The sequence below is a fragment of the Bradyrhizobium sp. 1(2017) genome (assembly GCF_011602485.2).
Lineage (GTDB): Bacteria > Pseudomonadota > Alphaproteobacteria > Rhizobiales > Xanthobacteraceae > Bradyrhizobium.
Map to the genome: position 1 here is coordinate 3891441 of NZ_CP050022.2, position 21137 is coordinate 3912577.

16 protein-coding genes are annotated in these 21137 nt (G+C 65.2%); 8 read left to right on the forward strand and 8 right to left on the reverse strand.

Annotated elements, in window-relative coordinates:
• Window positions 1–15 precede the first annotated feature (15 nt).
• The 6 genes from accC to HAP40_RS18460 all read right to left on the reverse strand — a co-directional run bounded on the left by accC (window position 16) and on the right by HAP40_RS18460 (window position 5955).
• A complete protein-coding gene (accC, locus tag HAP40_RS18435; RefSeq protein WP_166816469.1) occupies window positions 16–1374 on the reverse strand; it encodes an acetyl-CoA carboxylase biotin carboxylase subunit in 1359 nt (452 codons plus the stop codon).
• 59 nt (window positions 1375–1433) lie between these two features.
• A complete protein-coding gene (gene accB / locus HAP40_RS18440; RefSeq protein WP_166816468.1) occupies window positions 1434–1928 on the reverse strand; it encodes an acetyl-CoA carboxylase biotin carboxyl carrier protein in 495 nt (164 codons plus the stop codon).
• A gap of 34 nt (window positions 1929–1962) precedes the next feature.
• On the reverse strand, window positions 1963–2430 hold the full coding sequence (gene aroQ / locus HAP40_RS18445; RefSeq protein ID WP_166816467.1) for a type II 3-dehydroquinate dehydratase: 468 nt from the start codon (window positions 2428–2430) through the stop codon (window positions 1963–1965).
• 228 nt (window positions 2431–2658) lie between these two features.
• Window positions 2659–3480, reverse strand: a complete 822-nt coding sequence (locus HAP40_RS18450; RefSeq protein WP_166816466.1) for a DUF1236 domain-containing protein — start codon at window positions 3478–3480, stop codon at window positions 2659–2661.
• A gap of 207 nt (window positions 3481–3687) precedes the next feature.
• Window positions 3688–4455 carry a DsbA family protein gene (locus HAP40_RS18455; RefSeq protein ID WP_166816465.1) on the reverse strand — a complete coding sequence of 256 codons (768 nt, stop codon included), beginning with the start codon at window positions 4453–4455 and terminating at the stop codon, window positions 3688–3690.
• Between the two features lie 99 nt (window positions 4456–4554).
• The gene (locus tag HAP40_RS18460) at window positions 4555–5955 is read right to left on the reverse strand and encodes a M48 family metalloprotease (RefSeq protein WP_166816464.1); all 1401 of its coding nucleotides are present in this window, start codon (window positions 5953–5955) and stop codon (window positions 4555–4557) included.
• A 206-nt stretch (window positions 5956–6161) separates the two neighbouring features.
• On the opposite strand from HAP40_RS18460, the gene HAP40_RS18465 reads away from it, so the two are divergent.
• The 3 genes from HAP40_RS18465 to HAP40_RS18475 all read left to right on the forward strand — a co-directional run bounded on the left by HAP40_RS18465 (window position 6162) and on the right by HAP40_RS18475 (window position 9416).
• Window positions 6162–7349 carry a pyridoxal phosphate-dependent aminotransferase gene (locus tag HAP40_RS18465; RefSeq protein WP_166816463.1) on the forward strand — a complete coding sequence of 396 codons (1188 nt, stop codon included), beginning with the start codon at window positions 6162–6164 and terminating at the stop codon, window positions 7347–7349.
• A 90-nt stretch (window positions 7350–7439) separates the two neighbouring features.
• On the forward strand, window positions 7440–7997 hold the full coding sequence (locus HAP40_RS18470; RefSeq protein WP_166819457.1) for a biotin transporter BioY: 558 nt from the start codon (window positions 7440–7442) through the stop codon (window positions 7995–7997).
• Between the two features lie 84 nt (window positions 7998–8081).
• Complete coding sequence (locus HAP40_RS18475) at window positions 8082–9416, forward strand: dicarboxylate/amino acid:cation symporter (protein ID WP_166816462.1); 1335 nt, start codon at window positions 8082–8084, stop codon at window positions 9414–9416.
• Window positions 9417–9529: 113 nt separating this feature from the next.
• Here the strand turns inward: HAP40_RS18475 and HAP40_RS18480 are convergent, their stop codons facing one another.
• A complete protein-coding gene (locus tag HAP40_RS18480) occupies window positions 9530–10762 on the reverse strand; it encodes an NAD(P)/FAD-dependent oxidoreductase (protein ID WP_166816461.1) in 1233 nt (410 codons plus the stop codon).
• A 376-nt stretch (window positions 10763–11138) separates the two neighbouring features.
• Between HAP40_RS18480 and HAP40_RS18485 the strand changes: the two genes are divergently transcribed.
• Window positions 11139–11804, forward strand: coding sequence for a helix-turn-helix domain-containing protein (locus HAP40_RS18485; protein WP_166816460.1), 666 nt, complete (start codon window positions 11139–11141; stop codon window positions 11802–11804).
• Window positions 11805–11965: 161 nt separating this feature from the next.
• Here HAP40_RS18485 and HAP40_RS18490 read toward each other — a convergent pair whose 3' ends face one another.
• The gene (locus tag HAP40_RS18490) at window positions 11966–14266 is read right to left on the reverse strand and encodes an Rne/Rng family ribonuclease (protein ID WP_305793600.1); all 2301 of its coding nucleotides are present in this window, start codon (window positions 14264–14266) and stop codon (window positions 11966–11968) included.
• Between HAP40_RS18490 and HAP40_RS18495 the strand changes: the two genes are divergently transcribed.
• From HAP40_RS18495 to prfB, 4 genes are all read left to right on the forward strand, one after another.
• Entirely contained in the window at window positions 14198–15160 is a 963-nt protein-coding gene (locus tag HAP40_RS18495; RefSeq protein WP_334271021.1) for a hypothetical protein, read from the forward strand. The two genes, HAP40_RS18490 and HAP40_RS18495, sit on opposite strands and share 69 nt — an antisense overlap.
• 616 nt (window positions 15161–15776) lie before the next feature.
• Window positions 15777–17072 carry an N-acetylmuramoyl-L-alanine amidase gene (locus HAP40_RS18500; RefSeq protein ID WP_166816458.1) on the forward strand — a complete coding sequence of 432 codons (1296 nt, stop codon included), beginning with the start codon at window positions 15777–15779 and terminating at the stop codon, window positions 17070–17072.
• A 321-nt stretch (window positions 17073–17393) separates the two neighbouring features.
• Window positions 17394–19895: a penicillin-binding protein 1A gene (locus tag HAP40_RS18505; protein ID WP_166816457.1), complete on the forward strand. Its 2502-nt coding sequence runs from the start codon at window positions 17394–17396 to the stop codon at window positions 19893–19895.
• 109 nt (window positions 19896–20004) lie between these two features.
• Window positions 20005–21136 (forward strand): peptide chain release factor 2 gene (gene prfB, locus HAP40_RS18510; protein WP_166816456.1). Its coding sequence is split into 2 segments (ribosomal slippage): window positions 20005–20073 and window positions 20075–21136, totalling 1131 coding nucleotides; the frame shifts between segments, so codons are not numbered across the junction.
• The last annotated feature ends 1 nt before the right edge of the window (window position 21137 follow it).

Sequence of the window (21137 nt, forward strand, 5' to 3'; positions counted from 1 at the left end):
CATATGGGCAGACGATTATCTCGGGGCGGGTTCCGCCTTGCCGGCCAGGTACTGTTCCAGCCAATGAATATGATAGTCGCCGTTAATGATGTCGTCCTCGCGCACCAGCGCGCGGAACAACGGCAGCGTGGTCTCGATGCCCTCGACCACCATCTCGTCCAGCGCCCGGCGCAGCCGCATCAGACATTCGGCGCGGGTCTTGCCGTGGACGATCAGCTTGCCGACCAGCGAATCGTAATAGGGCGGGATCGTGTACCCTTGGTAGACGGCGGAATCGATCCGGACGCCGAGCCCTCCGGGCGGGTGGTATTGGAGGATGCGGCCGGGCGAGGGGCGGAAGGTCTGCGGATTCTCCGCGTTAATGCGGCACTCGATCGCATGGCCGATGACCTGGATTTCGTCCTGCTTCGCCGGCAGGTCGCCGCCGGCGGCGATTCGGATCTGCTCCAGCACGAGGTCGATGTCGGTGATGCTCTCGGTGACGGGATGCTCGACCTGGATGCGCGTGTTCATCTCGATGAAATAGAACTCGCCGTCCTCGAACAGAAACTCGATGGTGCCGACGCCGAGATATTTCATCTCGCGCATCGCCTTGGCGCAGGTTTCGCCGATCTTGGCGCGTGCGGCGGCGGCGAGGACGGGCGAGGGGCCTTCTTCCCAGACCTTCTGGTGACGGCGCTGCAGCGAGCAGTCGCGTTCGCCGAGATGGATGGCGCCACCGCGGCCGTCGCCGAGGATCTGGATCTCGATGTGGCGCGGCTTCTGGAGGTATTTTTCGAGATAGACGGAGGCATCGCCAAAGGCGGACTTGGCCTCGTTGGCGGCCGTCGACAAGGCCACTTGGAGGTCGGCCTCGCTGTGTGCGACCTTCATGCCACGGCCGCCGCCGCCGGCCGCCGCCTTGACCAGCACGGGGAAGCCAATCTTCTTCGCGATCGCCATCGCGTCGTCACCGGGACCGACGGCGCCGTCGGAGCCGGGCACCACGGGGATGCCAAGACGCTTGGCGGTCTTCTTGGCCTCGATCTTGTCGCCCATCAGGCGGATGTGCTCGGCTTTCGGGCCGATGAAATGCAGATTGTGCTCACTGAGAATCTCGGCAAAGCGCGCGTTCTCGGACAGGAAGCCGTAGCCGGGATGCACCGCATCTGCGCCCGTGATCTCGCAGGCCGCCAGCAGCGCGGGCACGTTGAGATAGCTGTCCTTGGAGGGCGGCGGCCCGATGCAGACGCTCTCATCCGACAGGCGCACGTGCATGGCATCGGCGTCGGCGGTGGAGTGCACGGCCACGGTCGCGATCCCGAGCTCCTTGCAGGCCCTGAGGATGCGAAGGGCGATCTCGCCGCGATTGGCTATGAGGATCTTGTCGAACATGGTGTCCTTAAGGGACTAGCGCGCGGAAGCAGCCGATGGCGGCTGGCGCCGCCTGGCCGTTACTCAATGATGACGAGCGGCTCGCCGTATTCGACCGGCTGGCCGTCCTCGACCAGGATCTGCGTCACCGTGCCGGCGCGCGGCGACGGGATCTGGTTCATGGTCTTCATGGCCTCGATGATCAGCAGCGTCTGGCCGACCGAGACCTTGCTGCCGACCTCGATGAACGGCTTGGCGCCCGGCTCCGGCGCCCAATAGGCGGTGCCGACCATTGGCGAAGTCACGGCGCCGGGATGCTTCGACAGGTCGGCCGCGGCCGTTGCAGGCGCGGCAGCCGCCGCCGGCAGGGCGGCGGGGGCGGCTGCCAGCGGCATGGGCATCGGCATGGTCGCGGCAACGCTGACGTTGCGAGCGACGCGCAGGCGCAGGCCCGCCCGTTCGATCTCGATCTCGGTGAGGCTGGTCTCATCGAGCAGCAAGGCAAGCTCGCGGATGAGCGCGGAATCCTCGCTGGAAAACTTTGCGGCTGCTTTGTCGTCTGGCTGGCGCGCCATGTTGTTTGATCCGAATGTTCTGTTGGAGGGGGCGTCAGGCTTTGGGCTTGATGTCGAGCTTGGCAGCAAGGCCCTGGATGGCGAGGCGGTAGCCCTCGATGCCGAAGCCGCAGAGTGAGGCGAAGGCCGCGCGCGCGGTGTAGGAGTGATGACGGAAGCTCTCGCGGGCGTGGATGTTGGTCACGTGCACTTCGACTGCGGGAATCTGCACCGCGAGCAGCGCGTCGTGGAGCGCGATTGAGGTGTGGGAGTAGCCGCCGGCATTGATGATGATGCCCTTCATCTTGCGCGCATGCGCCTCGTGGATGAAATCGATCAGCTCGCCTTCGCGGTTGGACTGACGACAGTCGGCCTTGAGGCCGAAGGACGCCGCGGTCTGGCGGCACAGCGCCTCGACGTCGGCGAGCGTCGCATGGCCGTACTTCTCAGGCTCGCGCGTCCCCAGCATGTTGAGGTTCGGCCCGTTCAGGACGAGGATCGTGTCGGTTGCAGGTTCAGCCATTCCAATCCCGGAAGAGGTGCTTCGGCGTGGCGGGGGTTATAGGTAACAAAGTGACCTAGGGGAAGCCTTGAAGGACCTTCCGGGTGCCTTCAGGTACCTCATCCCAGGTGCAAAAATCTGTGCGGAAGCTACGGAAATTGCTTGTTAACCAGTCCAAAGCATGGCTGCCGGCCCGACGCAAAGGGGCGGGCATCGCTGCCCGCCCTCTGACGTTGCCAATATCCGGCCTTAGCCTTCGATGATGTACACGATCTCGCGCGTCTGCGGACGGACGATCACGTACTGACCGCGGACGAAGATCACCTCATAACCACGCCACTGCGGGTAGATCTCGACGATCCGGGCAGGCAGCGGGTGGAAGCGGACAGATGCCGGAATCGCGGCGCCGACCGAAATGTTGAAGTTGACGTTCGTAGTCTCCTCGATCTTGGTCGACTTGATCGCCGTCGAGATTTCGGTCCGCTTCTCGGCCGGTGGTGCGGCGGTCGCTGTGGCCGAAGCGGTGCCGGTCGTAGCCTGGGACTTGGTGTCAGTGGTCGCAGGACGGTTCTCGGCATTGTTGCTCTTGGCCGCGCCGCCGGCCTTGTTGTCCTCGGCCTTCATGTCCTTCGAGCCAGACTTGGTGGAGTCAGACTTGGTCGAGTCCGAGCTCATGCTCTTCGACTTGTCCTGCGTACCCTGGGCGCGCTCACCCTTGGCCGCACCGGCCTTATCGTCGGCCGCGTTCTTGTTCATTGTTCCGGACTTTTCCATGCCGCCGGATTTCTCCATGGCACCGGATTTCTCCATCGCGCCAGACGACTTCTCTTCGACGGCGCCGCCGGACTTCATGGAGCCGCCAGCCTGGCCCACGGTCCCCTTGTCGGGAGCTGCGGAGTCCCGGCCCATCGAGCCGCCGCGCTCGGCGGCGCCGCCGGAGGGCTGCGACTGCTGCATTTGCGCGCCACCGGCGCCGCCGCTGTCGCGGCCCATGTTTCCTTGTGCGTTCGCTAGACCGGTGCCCGCGACGAGTGCGACTGCGGCCACCGAGATCATAAAGCGGTTCAACATCGAAATTCTCCTCACGTGTTTATCGCGTCATTGCCCGCGCCAACAACGAAAGGAGATTTCAGTTGTTCCGGAACTTCGCCTGTTCCGCGGCATTTGTTTGTTGAATGCCAGATGAACGACTTGGCACGAAGACGCCAACGTTCGGCGCAAGAAAAAGGCCGGCTTTTCAGCCGGCCATCTCGCGTCCACAGATCGTGAAACGTGCGATCAGCAGGTCGCCTTGCCGCAGCGGGCCATGCTGATCTTTTCCTTGAGGGCTTCGGCGCCGACAGCACCGATCACGATCTGCTTGCCGATGACGTAGCTCGGCGTGCCATTCATGCCCATCGCTTCGGCAAGCTTGAAGTTCTCCTCGATCGTGGCGCGCACCTCGGGACTGGCGATGTCCTTCTCGATCTTGGCGGTGTCGAGGCCGGCCTCCTTGGCCGCCTGAATCGCGCGCGCCTTGTCCGCGGCGCCGCGACCGCTGAGCAGCTTCTGGTGGAAGTCGAGATATTTCTTGCCGGAGGGATCCTGCATGCGCACGGCGACGGCGACCTGGGCCGCCTCGACCGAGCCCTGGCTCAACACCGGAAACTCCTTCAGCACGACCTTCAGCTTCGGGTCGCTCTTCATGATGTCGAGCATGTCGCCCATGGCGCGCTTGCAGTAGCCGCAATTGTAGTCGAAGAACTCGACGAAGGTGACGTCGCCGTCCTTGTTGCCGAGCACGACCTGGCGCGGCGAGTTGAAGATCGCTTCGGCATTCTGCGCGATGCTGGCCTCGTGCTTTTGCGTCTCGGCCGCGGCCTGGCGCTTGCTGAGCTCGGCCATCGCCTCCTCGAGCACCTCGGGATGGCTCACGAGATAGTTCTTGATGATCTTCTCGATATCGGTGCGCTGGGTATCGGAGAAGCTGTCAGCCGATACGGGCGCGGCTGCACCGAACATGGCGAGCGCAAACAGCGCGGGAGCAAGCAGGCGCAGCGAAGGCATGGGCAAATCCTCTTATCCAATGCAGGTTTCGGTAAAACGTCCCGGCGGACTTAAGCTCGATGTCGTGACGTCGTGGTGTCGGGCGTCGGTTGCGTTCTGTCAGTTGCGCGGCGGCTTGGCCGCCACGATGTCGTCGGCCTTGACCCATCCCGGCGTGCCGACGGCGAAGCGGGTCTTCGCGCGCGTGGCGAGCTCGCGGGCGGTCTTGTTGTCGCCGCGCAAGTAGGCGGCCTGCGCCGAGGCGAGATCGGCTTCGGCATAGTCTCCCTTCCGGCCATAGGCCATCGCGAGCTGGGTGTAGCCGATCGCGGCCTCGGGCTCTCGCGCCACTGCGGCGCGGAGAATCCGAACGGCGTCGTCGGTGTAGGCCTTATTATCGGTTCCAACCAGAGCCTGCCCAAGTAACATCTCGATGAGGGGTGCGTTGTTCGACAGCTGCGCGGCCTTGCGCAGCGGAGCGATGGCCTCTGCGGCCTTGCCACTCTCCAACAAGGCCTGACCGCGCACTTCGTAGAAGTACGGATTGTTCGGCTGCACCTGGATCAGCGCGTCGATCTGGGCGAGGGCGCTGCGCAAATCTCCATGCAGATAGGTGCTGATGGCGCGGGCATAGCGCGCCGGCATGCTGTCGTTGGTCTGGGGATAGCGGCGGTACACCGTCTCGGGCCGCTCCATGAAGGCGGAGATCTTGGCGCGCACCATGTCATGGCGGAGCTGGAGCGCGGGGTCGTCCTTCTTGTCCCAATAGGGGCTGGAGCTTGCGAATTCCTGGAGCGCGGCGACGCGCTCGGCCGGCATCGGATGCGACTGGAGATAGGGATCGGCGCCGCGCGCTGCGAACAGGCTCTCGCTGGTGAAGCGCTTGAAGGTCTCGTACATGCCCTTCGGCGACTGTGCCGTCGCGGTCAGGAATTTCACGCCGGCCCGGTCTGCGTTCTCTTCCTGCTGGCGCTGGTAGGACAGCAGCGTACGGCGGATCACCTCCTGCGGAGCGGAGATCGCGGCCGCACCGGCATTGGCAAGGCCGTTGTTGCCGGCGCTGCTGCGCTGGGTGCTGCCCACTGCGATCGCGCCGGCGCCGAGCAGCATCGCGATGATCATCTGGGTCTGGGCGGTGGCGAGCTGCTCGCGCAGCTTGGACAGATGTCCGCCCGCCAGATGCCCGGTCTCGTGCGCGAGCACGCCGATGATCTGGTTCGGCGTCTCCGACTGCAGGATCGCGCCCCAATTGACGAAGATGCGACGGCCGTCCGCGACGAACGCGTTGAACGCGCCGTCGTTGATGATCACCATCTGGATGTTGTGCTTCTCCAGGCCGGCGGCTCGCAGGATCGGGCGGGTATATTCGCGTAAGAGCTGCTCGGTCTCGGTGTCGCGCAGGACCGGGGGCCCCTTGGCCTGGGCACGCGCGGCCGAGACCGGCGTCAGCGCGATCGCCGCGGCCGTGAGGAGGGCGGTGAGGGCGGAGGCCTTCTTGCGCAATGCGATCTGGAGCAACATCAAGCGGTCTGGGTCAAACGGTCTTGGTCAGGTCGTTTCGTGATTGGTTTTGGCGATTGGCGGCGGACCGGATACGCGATATGCCCTTGTGAGCCGTACTCCTATGGGGCGTCCCCTTATGAGCCGTACAATGCGGCCAGTCTGGGGCGCAAGCGCCCCGTTTTCCGGACCGGATCGACCGGTTCGCCAGCGAATAGCAGAAATCGATGCACGATGCGACATTGAGGAACCGGTTGGGGCAGTGGCTCGAGCCCTCCCGCCGCAGCGATGTTCCCCCGTTCATGGTGATGGACGTGATGGCCGCGGCGGCCCGAATCGAGGCTGCAGGCGGTCATGTCATCCACATGGAGGTCGGCCAGCCTGCGGCCGGTGCGCCCAGGACTGCGATTGCGGCCGCCCAGGCCGCGCTCGAGGCGGGTCGGATCGATTATACCTCTGCGCTCGGCATCCCATCGCTGCGCGAGCGCATCGGCCGGCATTATCGCGACGTCCATGGCTGTGACGTCAGCCCCGAGCGGATCGTGCTGACCACCGGGTCCTCCGGCGGATTTATCCTGGCCTTCCTGTCAATGTTCGAGCCCGGCGATCGCGTCGCCGTGACGGTGCCAGGATATCCACCCTACCGCCATATCCTCACCGCGCTCGGCTGCGAGCCGGTGCTGATCGAGACCACCAACGAGACGCGCCACGCGCTCACCGGCGAGGCGTTGCTTGCGGCCCATCGCAAGGCGCCGCTCAAGGGCGTGCTGGTGGGCAGCCCCGCCAATCCGACGGGGACCATGATGTCCCGCGAGGCGCTCGCGGGCCTGATCGCGGCCGCACAGGATGCAGGCATCCGCTTCATCTCCGACGAGATCTATCACGGGCTCGACTACGCGCTTCCGGCGGTAACGGCGGCAGCGCTGTCGGACCACGCACTCGTGATCAATTCGTTCTCGAAATATTTTTGCATGACGGGCTGGCGCGTCGGCTGGATGGTCGTGCCTGAGATCCTGGTGCGCCCGATCGAGCGGCTGCAGCAGAACCTCTCGATCTCGGTGCCGTCGCTGTCGCAGATCGCAGCAGAAGCTGCCTTCGACGGAGCGGCCGAGATGGAGGAGATCAAGCACGGCTACCAGGAAAACCGGCGTATCCTGATCGATGGATTGCCGAAGGCCGGCTTGACGAGGTTCCTGCCGGCCGACGGCGCGTTCTATCTCTATGCCGACGTCTCTGACTTCACCGCCGACAGTTTCGAGTTTGCCAAGCAGATGCTGGAGCAGGCCCATGTCGCGGCGACGCCCGGGCTCGATTTCGATCCCATCCACGGACGCTCGTTTGTTCGCTTTTCCTATGCACGATCGCCCGCAGAGATGCGGGAGGCAGTTGACCGGATCGCTCACTGGCTTAAATAGCCGCCAGTTTTCGATAGCCTCCCGGAGTTGAACTTGTCTGACCGTCCCGTCTTGTCTGCCGCCGCTTCGCATTCACCTCTCGCCGCCCTGATCTGGCCGACCCGACCGGGCGAAACCGTTGGCGCACTGCGCGCGATCGTGCTGATCGTGCTCGGCACCGCGCTGATGGCGCTGTCAGCCAAGGTCAACGTGCCGCTGCCTTACGTGCCCATGACGTTGCAAACGCTGGTGGTGTTGATGATCGGCGCGGCTTATGGCTGGCGCCTTGGCAGCGCAACCATGATCGCCTACCTCGCCGAGGGCGCGCTTGGTCTTCCGGTATTTGCCGGTCCGGTCGGCGGCATTGCTCCGCTGCTCGGGCCAACCGCGGGCTATCTGTTTGGCTTCGTTGCGGCAGCCTTCGTGACCGGCTGGCTCGCCGAGCGCGGCTGGGATCGCAGCGTGGTCCTGCTGTTTGCAGCGATGGCCGTTGGTCACATCGTGATTCTAGTCGCCGGGTTCGGCTGGCTGACCTTCGGCCTCGGTCTCGGCGCCGCGAAAGCCTGGCAGATCGGCATCGTTCCGTTCATCGCGGGTTCGCTGGTCAAGAACGCGCTCGGCGCGACGTTGATGCCGGCAGCGCGCCGGATCGTCGATCGCCGCGGGTAAGACGCGACACAACCAGCAGTTTGAATTGACAGGGCCGGCCGAGTTGATCTTGGCTGGCCCCGAGTGTTTGAGCGGAGTGAAACGATGACGACGACAACGATGACGGGGGCACCGGTTGCGCCGCCCGCCGCCAAGCCGTGGTACAAGGTCCTCTACGTGCAGGTGCTGATCGCCATCGTGCTCGGCGCCATCGTGGGCTGGTTGTGGCCACAGCTCGCCACCAACGACTGGATCAAGGCGATGGGCGACGGCTTCATCAAGCTGATCAAGATGGTGATCGCCCCGATCATCTTCTGCACCGTGGTCTCGGGCATTGCCCACATCCAGGACGCCAAGAAGGTCGGCCGCATCGGCGTCAAGGCGCTGGTCTATTTCGAGGTCGTCTCGACGTTCGCGCTGGTGATCGGACTCATCATCGGCAATCTGGTGAAACCGGGCGCAGGCTTCGGCAGCGGTGCGGCAAGCGAGGCGGCCGTCGCAAACTACGCCAAGCAGGCGGCCGGCCAGAAGTCCGTGGACTTCGTGCTGCACATCATTCCCGACACCGTGGTCGGAGCGTTCGCGCAAGGCGAGATCCTCCAGGTGCTGCTGTTCTCGGTGCTGTTCGGCTTTGCCATCATGAGCCTCGGCGAGCGCGGCCACACCATTCGCAGCTTCATCGATGACGCCGCTCATGCCGTGTTCGGCGTTATCTCGATCGTGATGCGCGCGGCGCCGATCGGCGCGTTCGGCGCGATGGCCTACACGATCGGCAAGTTCGGCACAGGCGCGATCCTCAACCTGGTCGGGCTGATCGCGACGTTCTACGTCACCGCGGCGCTGTTCGTTTTCGTCGTGCTTGGCATCATCGCGCGCATGGCCGGATTCTCGATCTTCAAGTTCCTGGCCTACATCAAGGACGAGCTCCTGATCGTGCTCGGCACGTCGTCCTCGGAAAGCGCGCTGCCGTCCCTGATGGAGAAGCTCGAGCGGCTGGGCTGCTCCAAGTCGGTGGTCGGCCTCGTGGTGCCCACGGGCTATTCGTTCAACCTCGACGGCACCAACATCTATATGACGCTGGCGACGCTCTTCATCGCGCAAGCGCTCGGCTACGATCTCTCCTTCAGTCAGCAGGCCACGATCCTGGTCGTGGCGATGCTGACTTCCAAGGGCGCCTCCGGCATCACCGGCGCCGGCTTCATCACCCTGGCGGCGACGCTCGCCGTGGTCGATCCGCGGCTCGTGCCGGGCATGGCGATCGTGCTCGGCATCGACAAGTTCATGAGCGAATGCCGCGCGCTGACCAATCTGTGCGGCAACGGCGTCGCCTGCGTGATCGTCGCCTGGTGGGAGGGCGAGCTCGACCGCGACAAGCTCAACGCCAACCTCTCCAAGCAGATCGATCCGACCGACATGGAGACGGCGATCACGACGGACTGATCGGCGCGCCGCGCCGCCAAGCTAGCAGGGCTGGTCGAGATTCTCGATCAGCCCTTCTTGTGCATCCAGGTACGGCGCCGCGTCGTGCTCGAAGCTGGCGAGCGCCGAAAGCGCTAGAACCGCTCCGGCCGATAGGGCGTGGGATCGATCGCCGGCGTCTCGCCGCTCATCATCTCCGCGAGCAGGCGTCCGGTCGCGGGCCCCAGCGTAAAGCCCTGGTGGCCGTGGCCGAAATTCATCCAAAGGCCGGGGTGACGCGGAGCCTGTCCGAGCACCGGCAGCATGTCGGGCGTGCAGGGGCGGGTGCCGAACCACGGATCGGGCTCGGCCCGCTTGCCGAGATCGATCAGCTCGCGCGCGAAGGCCTCGGCGCTGGCGAGCTGCACCGGCGTTGCGAGCGCGTCCATGCCGGTCAATTCCGCGCCGGTGGTGATGCGGATGCCCTTGGCCATCGGGCCCATGGCGTAGCCGCCGCCCTTGTCGACGAGGGGCAGATCGAGCGAGGCGCCGCCGCTGTAATGCATGTGGTAGCCGCGCTTGCGCACCAGCGGAATACGATAGCCGAACTTGTGCAGCAGATCGGGCGACCACGGCCCGAGCGTCACGACGGCATGGGGCGCGTCGAGGCGGCCCTGGTCCGTATCGACCGACCAGCCGGTCGTGGTCTGGCGCAGGCTCTGGGCATCGCCGAGGACAATGGTGCCGCCGAGGCGCTCGAACAGCTCGGCATAGGCCGTGACGAGGGCGCCCGGATCGGAGACGGTCCAGGTGTCGAGCCAATGGATGGCGCCGGGAAGATCGTCGCGCAGGATCGGCTCGGCCCTGGCGAGCTCGCTGCCGGAGAGCACGCGGAAATTCACGCCGAACTCGCGCTGGTCTTCCTCCGCCGTCTTGATTGCGAGATCGAAGGAAGCGGCATCACGATGCAGCATGCGATAGCCGGCGCGGCGGATCAGATTGTCGGCATGAGCCTCGCGAATGAGGATGTCGTGCTCTGCCGTCGCATAGGCGATCAGCCGAGCCCAGGCCTCGATCGCCTCGCGATGCCGCTTCGGCGCCGAATGCCACCAATAGCGGAGCAGGGGCTCGATGTGGCGATGAAGCGACGAAAGGCTGTAGCGCACGTCGTTGGTGCGGCCGGTCGCGATCTTCAGCAGCGTCGTGAGGTCGCGCGGCATCGGATAGGGGCGGACCGCTTCCGCCTGGATCATGCCGGCATTGCCGTAGCTGGTCTCGCGGCCCGGCTCCCTGCGGTCGACGAGCGTGACGGACCAGCCGCGCTGGCGCAGGTGCAGCGCCGCGCTGACGCCGATCATGCCGCCGCCGAGAACGATCACGCTTTGCATTGGCAGAGTTCTCCTGTGAGGCTGTTGTCGGGCACGCGGATCATTCCCAGGCAAGGAAGCCGGGTGCGGCCGGCCGCGGCGAGCCGCGCCAGCAGCTCTTCGGGCGAGATCGCCCGGGCGGCCAGCAAGCCGTGCAGCTCAACGGCACTGGAATGGCAAGGCTCTGACATCGCCGGTCCTTTCATTTTCTGAAAACAGTTTAGCATATCGGAAAGCAGGCAGCGCGCACCATTTCGTCAGTTCAGGGGTGTTTTTTTGCAATTTTGAGCAAGGAGCGTCGAACTGCGGGCATTCAACGCGTTCCCGATCTGGGGTATCGTCGAAAAGATTAGTCGGATCAGTCAACAATTTTTCTCTTCCATGCTAGGATTCCTGCATGAGCGAGACCACAACGGCGCCGGAAGGCGCGAACTCCCAACTCGGGCAATGCCTCAAGGCTGCCCGCCAGGCGCGCGGGCTGACGCTCAAGCAGGTGGCGGAGCGGACCGGCATGGCGCTCTCGACCCTCTCCAAGGTCGAGAACGGGCTGATGTCGCTGACCTATGACAAGCTGGTCCAGCTCACCTCGGGCCTGAAGATGGAGATCGCCGAGCTGTTCAATCCGGCAACGCCGCGCCCCGCGCCAGGCCGGCCGGTGACGGCGCGGCGAAGCATCAGCCGGGCCGGGCAGGGGCAGGTGATCACCACCAGATTCTACACCTACACGTATCAATGCACCGATCTGATCGGCAAACGCATGGTGCCGATCGTCGCCGAGGTCCGCGCGCGGTCGCTGGAGGAGTTCGGACCGCTGCTGCGCCATTCCGGCGAGGAATATTTTGTGGTGACGAGCGGACGCGTGGCCGTGCACTCCGAGTTCTATGCGCCGGAGATCCTGAACGAGGGCGACGGCATCTATCTCGACAGCACCATGGGCCACGCCTACCTCAACGCCGGCGATGCGCCGTCGGCCATGGGTGTCTGCCTCTGCACCAGCGAAGCGCCCGACCTCTACGACCAATTGCGTCAGATCACCTCGCGCGAGGGCGAGCCGTCGCGCTAGGGCATGGCGCGGAAAAGTGTGCAGCGGGGTTCCGAAAGGATCATGCGCACACCAAAACCTAAAGCGCGACGACGCTTCATCCTGATCTCATCGCGCCTTAAGGAGAGCGCCGAAACAAAAACGCCCGGCTGTGCCGGGCGTTTTGCGTTGCATGTTCGGCTCTATTCGCCGCCGCCGAAGCGGCGCGACCACCAGCCGGCACGGCGCGGAGCGGCGGGCGTTTCGCTTGCGGCCTCCGGCGCCGGCTCAGCTTCCGCCACGGGCGGGGCGACCGGTTCGGTTGCCTGCGCAACCGGCATCGCGGACTCGCTCGGGCTGCTCGACAGGAAGCTCACCTTTTCCCGCACGGTGGAGCGGCGTCGTGCGGCCTTGTCCTCGGCGGGCTCTTCTTCGGCCGCGGCGACGGTCGGCTCGGGCGCGGCCTCAGTCTGCAATTCGGCGCGGGGCTCAAGCTCCGCAGCCTGTGGTTCCGCCGGCTGTTCGGCCTGCGCAATCGAGGGCGCAGCCTCGCTGCCGAAGCCGTCGAAATCGGCAACTGCCGCGGTCGCTTCCGACGGCTGACCGGCGCCGAGCTCGTCGCCGATGGAGCCGGCGAGACCCTCCTCGGTGCCACCGCGCCGACGGCGTCCGCCGCGGCGACCACGCCGGCGGCGGCGGTCACCGCTACCCTGCTGCTCGCCACGGGCGGCCTGTTCCTCGCCTTCTTCGCCGTCCTGCTCGGCCTCTGCATCCTCTTCACCTTCACCGGCCGCCACAGCGGTCTCGGGAAGGGCGGGCGTGCCATCCTCACGCAGCTCGCCGTCGCGCTGGCCGCCGCGGCCGCGGCGCCGGCGACGACGCTTGCGGCGCTGGCCGTCCTGCTCGGAGGCTGCCTCGCCGGCGGCCTGCTCCTCGGTGAGACCTTCGGTCTCCTCGGTCTCGACCTCGGATTCGAGTTCGGAATCGAATTCCTCGTCGTCGTAGGCTTCTTCAACGATCGGCGGCGGGCTCGCTGCCGCCTGCGCCGAAAGCAGCGCCTTGGCGGCTTCCAGCGTATGCACCTGCTCGCCGCGGTCGATCAGATAGGCCTGCGGACCGCTGACGCTTGCGTCGGCAATGACTGATAGCGTGACCTTGAAGCTGTTCTCGAGGTCGCGCAGATGGCCGCGCTTGTGGTTCAGCACATAGAGCGCGACGTCGGTGCGGGTGCGGACCACGAGGTTGTGGGTCGCGCCCTTCATCAGGATCTCTTCGAGGCCGCGCAGCAGCTGGAGCGCCACCGAGGAGACCGAACGGACGTGGCCGGTGCCGCCGCAATGCGGGCAGGGATCGGTCGAGCTCTCAAGCACGCTGGCGCGGATGCGCTGGCGCGACATCTCGAGCAGGCCGAAATGCGAGATGCGGCCGACCTGGATGCGCGCGCGATCCTGCCGGAGGCAATCGGACAGCTTGCGCTCGACCGCGCGGTTGTTGCGCTTCTCGTCCATGTCGATGAAATCGATGACGATGAGGCCGGCGAGGTCGCGCAGGCGGAGCTGGCGGGCGACCTCTTCGGCCGCCTCCAGATTGGTCTTGAGCGCGGTGTCCTCGATATGGTGCTCGCGGGTCGATCGCCCCGAGTTGACGTCGATCGAGACCAGCGCCTCGGTCTGGTTGATCACGACATAGCCGCCCGAGCGCAGCTGCACCGTCGGCGAGAACATCGCGTCCAGCTGGCTCTCGACGCCCATGCGCGAGAACAGTGGCTGGCCGTCGCGATACTGCTTCACCGCGCTGACATTGGCGGGCATCAGCATCTTCATGAAGTCGCGCGCTTCGCGGTAGCCGGACTCGCCGGCGACCTGGATCTCGTCGATCTCCTTGTTGTAGAGGTCGCGCAGCGAGCGCTTGATCAGCGAGCCTTCCTCGTAGACGAGGGTCGGGGCCTGCGACTTCAGCGTGAGGTCGCGTACCGTTTCCCACATCCGGATCAGATATTCGAAGTCGCGCTTGATCTCGGGCTTGGTGCGCGCAGCGCCAGCGGTGCGCAGGATGATGCCCATGCCCTCGGGCACGTCGAGATCCTGCACCACTTCCTTCAGCCGCGAACGATCCTGGGCGCTGGTGATCTTGCGGCTGATGCCGCCGCCGCGCGCGGTGTTGGGCATCAGGACGGCATAACGGCCTGCGAGCGACAGGTAGGTCGTCAGCGCCGCCCCCTTGTTGCCGCGCTCTTCCTTGACGACCTGAACCAGCATGACCTGGCGGCGCTTGATGACTTCCTGAATCTTGTACTGGCGGCGCGGCCGGAAGGTGCGTTCCGGCACTTCCTCCAGCACATCGTCGCCGCCGACGGATTCAACGAGTTCCTCTTCGGCTTCCTCGCCGTCCTCATCCTCGTCGTCTTCGTCGCCCGCTTCTTCCGGGGCCTCGGCATGCGGCGCTTCGGCGCCATAGACGGCCTCGGCGTAAACGGCATCGGCCGGCTCGGCGGCGGAGCTCATGGCTTCGGCCAAAGGCTCCGCATGCGCTTCGGAGGCGACGGTCTCCTGCGGCTCGGAAGCGGTCTCGGTCGGGACCACGGGCTCGGCGCCGACGGCCGCGACAGGCGCGGGCGTCTCGTCGGCATGATCATGGTCGCGATGATCGTGATGATCGTGCTCGCCATGGTGAGCATGAACGTCATGACGATCATGGTCGTGACGGTGACCCTCATCATGGTGCTGATGATCGCCGTGATCATGATCGCCATGGTCGTGGTCGTGGTGATCGTGGCCCTCGTCCGCGCCGTGATGCTCGGCATCGGCGTGCAGGTGCTCACCTTCGTGCAAAGCGCCCTCGGCCTGCGCCGGCAGGACCTCGCCCTCGACCGGCTGGGCCGCGGGATCGGCACCGGCGTCGAGACCTTCGACGATGTCGCTGCGGACACGCTCGCCATGGCCGCGGCGACGGGCATTGCGGTGACGCGAGCGGCGGCGGCCGTGGGAGCGGTTCTCGCTCTCTTCCTCGGCCTCGCGATGGGCCTGCTCCTCGGCCTCGATCAGCGCCTGCCGGTCGGCGACCGGGATCTGATAATAGTCGGGATGGATTTCGCTGAAGGCGAGGAAGCCGTGGCGGTTGCCGCCGTATTCGACGAAAGCGGCCTGAAGCGAGGGTTCGACCCTGGTGACCTTGGCGAGGTAGATATTCCCGCGCAGTTGCTTGCGTTGCGCGGTTTCGAAATCAAACTCTTCGACGCGATTGCCGCGGACCACGACGACCCGGGTCTCTTCCGGGTGGGTGGCATCGATCAACATCTTGTTGGGCATGTCTTAACTCTTGGCGGCGGCGGGCGCGATTCACCGTGGGCGCGTATCGCGCCGCCGGGTGACGCGACGGTCCACCTGATTCGGGGGTGAGGGGAAGGCCGAAACGCCGTCTCTCGCGCCTTGCCGGACCGGAAGCTTCAGGACCATGGCGGCGCGCGGGGTTTTCAATCCGCAGCGTCGCGAATGGTCCTTCAGAATTCGTCGGCACAGTCTGGCGCATCAAGCGTCGGCCCGTATGAAACATTGGGCGGCGAGGCCGCCCCTCAATCAGTTGCTGCTGGCCAGGCATGGCGCGAGCGCGCTCGCCTTGGGGTCACGAACCGCTCCCTTGGGATCAAGGGACCGGGTAATGGGTTACGTCGCTGTCAGAACCGCCCGGGTGACGTGAGTGGTAACCCGAGACCGTCCGCCGCCGGGGCTTGACCCGCTCCATCTCGTTGCCGCGCACCGCGCTGGTCTTGGAGAGGAACGGAAAACGCTGGAATTCCCAAGTCTTGAGAGTTCCGGCGATGCACCGGGAGGCTGAATGCGACACAACCGGAAATATCGGCCGTCAGCAATCCGTACATACGAGGAATGAGCCAACCGTGCAAGGGAGCGTCGCACGGCGGTCACACTCAGCGAGTTTCGCGCTTTCTGTCATTAAGGATCGTTTAACCCTGTGGTTCTATTGCGTTAAAGAAGGCTGCTCGGAGGCACGGAATCGGTGGCGAGCCGCACAAATCAAAGGGTTTTACTGGGATGCGTGCTGCTGTGCGCCGCAGCATTGCCGTGTGCTGATTCTTCGCGCCTGAGCGCGGCGGAAAGCCAGCCGCAACCCTCTGTTGCAGTAGCAAATTTTCCAATCGCCTCAGCCGCCCGCCTGGCCGGCGACGGCAAGCACACGCGCTTCATCCTCGACATCGACCAAGCCGTTACCTTCCGTGCCGTCACGCTCGCCGACCCCTACCGCGTCGTCGTGGACGTGCCGCAGGTCAATTTTCAGCTGCCCGCCGGTACCGGGACCGGGGGGCGGGGGCTGGTCAAGGCCTTCCGTTACGGCCTCGTCATGCCCGGCGGCTCGCGCATCGTGTTCGACCTGACAGGACCGGCGAAGATCGCCAAGTCCTTCGTGGTCGAGGCCGCCAACGGCCAGCCAGCCCGGCTCGTGCTCGAGCTGGAGGAGGTCGAACGCTCCGCCTTCGCGCCGTCGCCCGCCCCCGAAAACCGTCCCGAGTTGCGGCCGGCCCTCGCCGAGACGCCGCCGGCGACGGCTTCCGCCAAGCCAACCCCTGATGCCACGCAGCAGAAGGCCGATGACCGTCCGGTGGTCGTGATCGATCCGGGCCATGGCGGAATCGACAACGGCACGCAGTCGAGCGGCGAGAGCGAGAAGAACCTGGTGCTGGCCTTTGGGCTGGCGCTCCGCGACAAGCTGGAGAAGGCCGGCAAGTACCGTGTGGTGATGACGCGGGACGACGACACCTTCATCCCGCTCGATGACCGGACCAAGATCGCCCGCAACCAAAAGGCTGCCTTGTTCGTCTCGATTCACGCCGATGCGCTGCCACGCGCCGAGGGCGATGCGCAGGGCGCGACCATCTACACGCTGTCGGATAAGGCATCCGACGCCGAGGCGCAGCGGTTGGCGGATGCGGAAAACCGGGCGGATGCGATCGCCGGCTTCAACCTCGCGGAGGAGCCGACCGACGTCGCCGACATCCTGATCGACCTTACGCAGCGGGAAACCCGCACCTTTTCAAACCGTTTCGCCCGCCTTCTGATGGGGGAAATGAAGGCGACGGTGCGGATGCACAAGCATCCCCTGAAGTCGGCGGGCTTCCGCGTGCTGAAGGCGCCCGACGTGCCCTCGGTGCTGGTCGAGATCGGCTATGTCTCCAACAAGGGTGACCTTGAGCATCTGGTCTCCGAGGGCTGGCGGTCCCGCGCCGTTGGCTCCATGGCGCAGGCAATCGACGGATTTTTGACCAAGCGAATGGCCACGGCGGGATCGTCAAACTGACGCCCCCGGGATCGTCAAATTGACGACCCTGGGATCGTCAAACTGACGACCTCGGGATCGCCCAATTGGGCGACCCTGGGTTCTTCGAATCAAAAGGGTTTTTCCGTGCCGACGCAAAAGCCCTAGTTTGGCCACAGCGGGCGCTCTATAAAAATGCCGCAGGGGGTTCCGGAATCGGAGGGAATCCTGCTCGGCAAGCGTCTCAAAGTCCGGCCTGATGGTATTGTGTAAGCCGGTGAACTCGTGACGTGAAGTTGGCCCCGGTTTGGGTGCCAAGGGCTGATACTGGGCTGATCCAGAGTTTGAACGGATAAACACATAATGCGCTTGCTGGTGCGGTTCATGGGCTTCCTGTTCGCCGCGGGAACGGTGTTGTTCCTTGTCGGTGTCGGGGCCGTGGCAGGCCTGATCTGGCATTTCTCCAAGGACTTGCCGGACTACTCTCAGCTTCAGGATTACGAACCGCCGGTGATGACCCGCGTGCACGCGGTCGACGGTTCGCTGGTCGGCGAATACGCCAAGGAGCGGCGGCTCTATCTGCCGATCCAGGCCGTGCCCAAGCTCGTGATCAACGCGTTCCTCGCAGCCGAGGACAAGAATTTCTACGAGCATGGCGGCATCGACTACACCGGCATGGCGCGCGCAGGCCTGGTCTACATCCAGAACTACGGCTCGAACCGGCGTCCGCAGGGCGCCTCGACCATCACCCAGCAGGTCGCCAAGAACTTCCTTCTCACCAACGAGGTCTCCTTCGCGCGCAAGATCAAGGAAGCCTTGCTGGCGATGCGCATCGAGAAGACCTACTCGAAGGACAAGATCCTCGAGCTGTATCTGAACGAAATCTATCTCGGTCTCGGCGCCTATGGAATCGCGGCCGCCTCGCTGGTCTATTTCGACAAGTCGGTGAACGAGCTCACCGTGGCCGAAGCGTCCTATCTGGCGGCGCTGCCGAAGATGCCCGCGACCCTGCATCCGGTGCGCAACCGCGACCGCGCCATCGAGCGCCGCAACTACGTGATCGACCGTCTGGTGGAGAACGGCTGGATCAAGCAGGCCGACGCCGACAAGGCCCGCAAGGAGCCGCTCGCCGTCGCCAGCCGTTCCAACGGGGCCCACACCTTCGCCGGCGAATATTTCGCCGAGGAAGTCCGCCGCGACATCTTCGAACGCTACGGCGAGAAGAAGCTGTATGAGGGCGGTCTGTCCGTCCGCACCACGCTCGATCCGAAGATCCAGGTCATGGCGCGCAAGGCCATGGTCACCGGTCTCGTGAATTACGACGAGCAGCAGGGCTATCGCGGCGCCATCAGCAAGCTCGATATCTCGGGCGATTGGGGCGTGAGGCTCGCCGAGATCAAGTCGCTCTCCGACATCTCGCCATGGCGCATGGCGGTGGTGCTGGAGACCAGCGATCAGTCGGCACGGATCGGCTTCCAGCCGAACCGCGAGCTCGGCGGCGCGGTCAGCAAGCAGCGCGAGACCGGCATCGTCACCGTCGACGGCGTGCGCTGGGCGCGGGCCGTGCAGGGCGGAACGAGGGGCAAGACGCCGACGGCGGTGTCGCAGGTGCTCCAGCCCGGCGACGTCATTTATGCCGATCCGCTCTACAAGGACGGTCAGCCCGTCGAAGGCCAGTACCGGCTCCGCCAGATTCCGGAGGTCTCCGGAGCGATGGTGGCGATGGATCCCTGGACCGGCCGCGTGCTCGCGATGGTCGGCGGCTTCTCGTTCGACCAGAGCCAGTTCAATCGCGCGACGCAGGCCTATCGGCAGCCGGGTTCGTCGTTCAAGCCGATCGTCTATTCGGCCGCACTCGACAATGGCTATACGCCCTCGACGGTCGTGCTCGACGCGCCGATCGAAATCGACCAGGGCCAGGGCGCCGGCGTGTGGCGGCCTGAAAACTTCTCCTCGGGCAAGTTCCAGGGACCGGTGACGCTGCGCAACGCGTTGCGGCAATCGCTGAACACCGTGACGGTGCGCCTCGCGCAGGACATCGGCATGCCGCTGATCGGCGAATATGCCCGCCGCTTCGGCGTCTATGACGAGCTGCCGAACTATCTGTCCTACGCGCTCGGCGCTGGCGAGACGACGGCGATGCGCATGGTCACGGCCTATTCGATGCTCGCCAATGGCGGCCGCCGGGTGAAGCCGACCTTGATCGACCGTATCCAGGACCGCTACGGCCACACCATCTTCAAGCACGACCAGCGCGAATGCCGCGGCTGCGACGCACCTGGCGGCTGGAAGAACCAGCCCGAGCCGCAGCTGATCGACCGCCGCGAGCAGGTGCTGGATTCCATGACCGCCTATCAGATCACCGAGCTGATGGAAGGCGTGGTGCAGTCCGGTACGGCCACGGTCATCAAGGCGGTCGGCAAGCCGATCGCCGGCAAGACCGGTACCACCAACGAGGCCAAGGACGCCTGGTTTGTCGGCTTCTCGCCCGATATCGCCGTCGCCATCTATATGGGCTACGACAAGCCGCGTCCGCTCGGCAAAGGTAACGCCGCGACCGGCGGCCATCTGGCAGCTCCGATCGCGCGCGACTTCCTCCAGCTCGCGCTCGCCGACAAGCCCGCCGTGCCGTTCAAGGTGCCGGCCGGCATCAAGCTCGTGCGCGTCGCCGCCAAGACCGGCATGCGTGCAGGCCCGGGCGAGACCGGCGGAACGATCCTCGAAGCCTTCAAGCCGGGCACGGCGCCGCCGGACAATTACTCGGTCATTGGCGTCGCCGACGCCGACGGCCGCATGCCGGCTTCGCAGCAGCAGCAACCGGACACCGGCTTCTTCATGCGGCCGGGCACCGGCGGGCTGTATTAGCGGATAACGCCGCCTTTTGCGGTGGCCGGCGGTTGCGCTTTGGCACCGCCGCCGCTACATCCGCGGTTCAATTGCCTGCGGAGCCAATTCCGCGAGACCAGAGAACGACATGCGCGCCGAAATCGAACGGTTGGTAGAAGAGATCAAGCAGTCAGTCGGGCTGCTGAGGAGGCATCTTTGACGTCGAGAAATCGACGGCGCGCCTCGCTGAGCTGAACAAGCTCGCAGAAGATCCCAATCTCTGGAACGATCCCCAGAAAGCCCAGAAGCTGATGCAGGAGCGCACCTCGCTCGAGGATGCGCTGTCGGGCATCGGCAAGGTCGAGCAGGAGCTCGAAGACGACATCGGCATGATCGAGCTCGGCGAGGCCGAGGGCGATGACGGCGTCGTCGCCGAGGCCGAAGCCGCGCTGAAGAACCTGAAGAAGGAGGTGGCGCGGCGCGAGCTCGAGGCGCTGCTGTCGGGCGAGGCGGATCGCTTCGATTCCTATCTCGAAGTCCATGCCGGCGCCGGCGGCACCGAGAGCCAGGACTGGGCGCAGATGCTCTTGCGCATGTACACGCGCTGGGCCGACACGCACGGCTTCAAGGTCGAGGTGCTGGAAGAATCCGAGGGCGAAGAGGCCGGCATCAAGTCGGCCACGATCCAGGTGTCGGGCCACAACGCCTATGGCTGGCTGAAGACCGAAGCGGGCGTGCACCGCCTGGTGCGCATCTCGCCGTTCGATTCCAACGCGCGGCGGCACACCTCGTTCTCGAGCGTGCAGGTGTTCCCGGTCATCGACGACAGCATCAAGATCGACATCAAGGAATCCGACGTCCGCACCGACACCATGCGCTCGGGCGGTGCCGGCGGCCAGCACGTCAACAAGACCGAATCCGCGGTGCGTCTGACGCACATCCCGACCGGCGTCGCCGTGGTCTGCCAGGCCGGCCGCTCCCAGCACAAGAACCGGGCGCAGGCCTGGGACATGCTGCGCGCGCGCCTGTACGAGATCGAGCTGAAGAAGCGCGAGGAGAAGGCGGCCGCCGATCAGGCCGCCAAGACCGATATCGGCTGGGGCCACCAGATCCGCTCCTACGTGCTGCAGCCCTATCAGATGGTGAAGGATCTGCGCACGGGCGTGCAGACCTCCGACACGTCGGGCGTGCTCAATGGCGAGCTCGACGATTTCATGGCCGCGACGCTGGCGCAGCGCGCCTTCGGCACCGCCGGCGGCGATATTGAGGACGTAGACTAGC

Bases quoted from the DNA above. Each gene is read 5' to 3' on its own strand.
- HAP40_RS18505 (WP_166816457.1), top strand. From the start codon at position 17,394: ATGCGCTTGCTGGTGCGGTTCATGGGCTTCCTGTTCGCCGCGGGAACG.
- HAP40_RS18480 (WP_166816461.1), bottom strand. From the start codon at position 10,762: ATGCAAAGCGTGATCGTTCTCGGCGGCGGCATGATCGGCGTCAGCGCG.
- HAP40_RS18485 (WP_166816460.1), top strand. From the start codon at position 11,139: ATGAGCGAGACCACAACGGCGCCGGAAGGCGCGAACTCCCAACTCGGG.
- HAP40_RS18465 (WP_166816463.1), top strand. From the start codon at position 6,162: ATGCACGATGCGACATTGAGGAACCGGTTGGGGCAGTGGCTCGAGCCC.
- aroQ (WP_166816467.1), bottom strand. From the start codon at position 2,430: ATGGCTGAACCTGCAACCGACACGATCCTCGTCCTGAACGGGCCGAAC.
- HAP40_RS18450 (WP_166816466.1), bottom strand. From the start codon at position 3,480: ATGTTGAACCGCTTTATGATCTCGGTGGCCGCAGTCGCACTCGTCGCG.
- HAP40_RS18455 (WP_166816465.1), bottom strand. From the start codon at position 4,455: ATGCCTTCGCTGCGCCTGCTTGCTCCCGCGCTGTTTGCGCTCGCCATG.
- accC (WP_166816469.1), bottom strand. From the start codon at position 1,374: ATGTTCGACAAGATCCTCATAGCCAATCGCGGCGAGATCGCCCTTCGC.
- accB (WP_166816468.1), bottom strand. From the start codon at position 1,928: ATGGCGCGCCAGCCAGACGACAAAGCAGCCGCAAAGTTTTCCAGCGAG.
- HAP40_RS18460 (WP_166816464.1), bottom strand. From the start codon at position 5,955: ATGTTGCTCCAGATCGCATTGCGCAAGAAGGCCTCCGCCCTCACCGCC.
- HAP40_RS18490 (WP_305793600.1), bottom strand. From the start codon at position 14,266: ATGAGCTCCGCCGCCGAGCCGGCCGATGCCGTTTACGCCGAGGCCGTC.
- HAP40_RS18495 (WP_334271021.1), top strand. From the start codon at position 14,198: ATGCGGCGCTTCGGCGCCATAGACGGCCTCGGCGTAAACGGCATCGGC.
- HAP40_RS18475 (WP_166816462.1), top strand. From the start codon at position 8,082: ATGACGACGACAACGATGACGGGGGCACCGGTTGCGCCGCCCGCCGCC.